Origin of the sequence: Streptomyces sp. NPDC058086 (assembly GCF_042885015.1) — a bacterium.
Classification (GTDB): Bacteria; Actinomycetota; Actinomycetes; order Streptomycetales; family Streptomycetaceae; genus Streptomyces.
Genome location: NZ_JBHVST010000259.1, coordinates 1 through 2,817 on the forward strand (window position 1 = coordinate 1; position 2,817 = coordinate 2,817).

The 2,817-nt window shown below is 67.4% G+C and carries 2 protein-coding genes; both read left to right on the forward strand.

Annotation, left to right across the window (positions count from 1 at the left end):
* The coding region (locus ACFVWD_RS58010; RefSeq protein WP_389607236.1) for a polymorphic toxin-type HINT domain-containing protein at positions 1–2,272 on the forward strand (2,272 nt) is incomplete at its 5' end.
* Between the two features lie 108 nt (positions 2,273–2,380).
* A complete protein-coding gene (locus tag ACFVWD_RS58015; protein ID WP_389607238.1) occupies positions 2,381–2,647 on the forward strand; it encodes a hypothetical protein in 267 nt (88 codons plus the stop codon).
* Positions 2,648–2,817 lie beyond the last annotated feature (170 nt).

Here is a 2,817-nt window from a genome sequence, read left to right on the forward strand (position 1 = left end):
GGCCTCCCAGGACGCCTCCGCCGAGGCCAAGGCCGCGGTCAAGCTCGCCGACGAGGCGGAACAGCACGCCAAGGACGCCAAGACCCAGGCCGACGGTGCCAACACGGAGGCCGCCAAGGCACTCGCGGCCGCCGCCAAAGCCGCCGGCTACGCCCACGTCACCGCCCAGGCCGCCGTGGACGCCGGCAAGTCGGCCGAACAGGTGGCCGACCCGGCCAACGACGCTATCCAGCTCGGCTCCGCCTACGCCGACACCGACTCCGCCGCCGACCTCGTCGTCCTGACCGGACAGAACTCCAAGACGATCGCCGACCAGCAGCGGGCCGTCGCCGACGCCCACGCCAAGAACGCGGCAGCCGAGGCCCAGGCGGCCAAGAACATCGCCGACCAGGCCAAGGGCGACGCCAAGGAGGCCTACCAGCACGCGGCCAACGCCGCCGGATACGCGGCGGACGCCCGCACGTATGCGAAGGACGCACTCGGCTACGCCGCCGACACCGCCAAGGCCGCGTCCGCGGCCGCGTCCTCACTGGCCCGCACCATCGACTACGACAACCAGGCCACCGCCGACGCCGCGGCCGCCGACAAGGCGGCCGGCAACGCCGAGGGCTACGCCAAGGACGCCCGCGACAGCGCCGACGCCGCCGAACTCGACGCCTCCGCGGCCCGCTCAGCGGCCGCCCAGGCCGAACAGGACGCCAAGGACGCCCGAGCGGCCGCCACCCGCGCCGACACGGCCGCCACCGAAGCCGAACAGGCCGCCAAGGACGCCGACAAATACGCCAAGGAAGCCCAGGAGGCCGCCGATCGAGCGGAGAAGGCGGAGAAAGCCAAGCAGATCAACGACGGAACCGTCCCCGACGAGAACGGCCACTCGATCGGCAACGTCTTCCACGTCATCGACCACATCGAGAAGATCGGCGATCCGGAGGTCATCAAGAAGACCGACGGCTGCGACCACTGGTGGAACCACCTCGCCTACACGGGCAACTGCACGATCACCTCGAAGATCAAGTACAAGGCCGTTGTCGACCTGTACCTGTGCAGTGCCGAGGGCATCGACCCGCAGAAGTTGATGTGTCCCCCCGGCGCGACGCATTACCTCCAGACGGTCAAGACCGACGAACTGTCCCAGGAGGTCACGCACAACATCACGATCGCCGAGTGGCAGGACGGCGTCGATCCCATCGACATCCTCTTCGGCAGCTGGATCAAGTGCGCCCAGAAGTTCACCTCCGGTTTCGAGGGCGGCAGCTGGGGCGGATGCGCCTGGGCGTCCCTGGACGTCGCGAGCCTGTTCGCCGGCAAGATCATCCGACCCATCGCCGACGCGGTCAAAGCAGCAGACGCGGCCGCCCGGACCGGGATCAAGTTCACGGACGCGTGGAAGGCACTGCGCGCCCTCAAACTGCCGGAAGATGCCGTCGCCGGCATCTTCAAGACACTTGGCCAGAGATTGCGTGGACTCTGCCTGAAGGACAGCTTCCCCGCTGCGACACCCGTACTGCTCGCCGATGGCTCGGTCAAGCGCATCGACGCGGTCAAGGTCGGCGATCGACTGCTCGCCACTGACCCGGACGCCGGTACGACCGGGCCCGAACCGGTCACGTCGACGTTCTCTCACTCAGCAGACTGGCTCCTGCAGATCTCCTTCGCTGACGGCGGACGGGTACTGACCACGCCGGGCCACGGGATGTATGTTCCGGGCCGTGGCTGGGTGCACGCCTCCAGCCTGCACAGGTCGGACTCGCTCCGGACTCCGACCGGTGCCCTGCACACGGTGGTCGGTATCCGCCCCGTGGCCGCACCACAGCAGGTGTGGGACCTGAGCATCGCCGACCTCCACACCTTCTACGTGCTCGCGGGCCGGACTCCCGTACTGGTCCACAACGTCGACTGCCCCGTCTACTATGCGCAATACCCCGGTGGGGCCTCGATCGTCGCAGACATCGACAAGGACGGTCTCTTCGGACTCGCCATCGAGGCGATCAAGGACGTACCCCCCAGAGGCGGCGAGATGTTCAACGCCGCACTCGCGCATTTCGGCGACGCAGTGAAGGGTGTCAAGGGGTACTGGCAGGACGGAGGTTCGCTCAGCGATAATCTGGACTCCTTCAACGCGGCCGTACGGGACGGTGCATCGCTCGAGGAAGCGGCACTGGCAACGCTCACGGGCAAAATGGCCTCGCGAGCAGGTTTCTCGAAGGTGGAGATAACTGAACTCAGAGGCATGCCGGGGCACTATACAAACGTGGGCGCGACCTTCCGTTAGGTCACCTGTCCGTGGCATCCACAGCTGAAGGACACGCGTTGGGGCGGGTATCGCATGGCCGTCCCGCTCCAACGCCGTCACGCGAAAGATCGGAAAGTCGGGCACGAGATGAATGAGATGGAGATTCTTGTCGGCGAGCTGAAGGCGGCTCACGTCGATGGAAAGGACGCGATAGAACTCGCATTGCTCGCCAGGGACAAGCTGGGTGCAGGGTTCCGCGCCGTCCCTTTCATTACATCCTTCCGTCTTGCTTTCGACATACCGCTGCCCGTTCTGCAGCGGGCGCAAGCATGGGAGAGGTTCGGCTTGGGGAGCGTCCACATTTCCGACGAGGAGTTCACAAGCCTCCTCTCACCATGGCTCACCCATGCGTGAGGAGCCTTCGGGACCCGAAGGACGCACCGACCGGACCGACTGACGTCGTGGCGCCGGGGCGGGCGGGGGAACCCCCCCCCCCCGCGGGCAGTGCCGGGGCGCGGCCCCACCCCCCCCCCCCCCCCCCCCCCCACAAACACACATGGGTGGGGGGCAACGGCGGGCGCCCC

What these genes read in the sequence shown, in the direction of transcription:
- ACFVWD_RS58015 (WP_389607238.1), top strand. Translation starts at nt 2,381, where the DNA reads ATGAATGAGATGGAGATTCTTGTCGGCGAGCTGAAGGCGGCTCACGTC.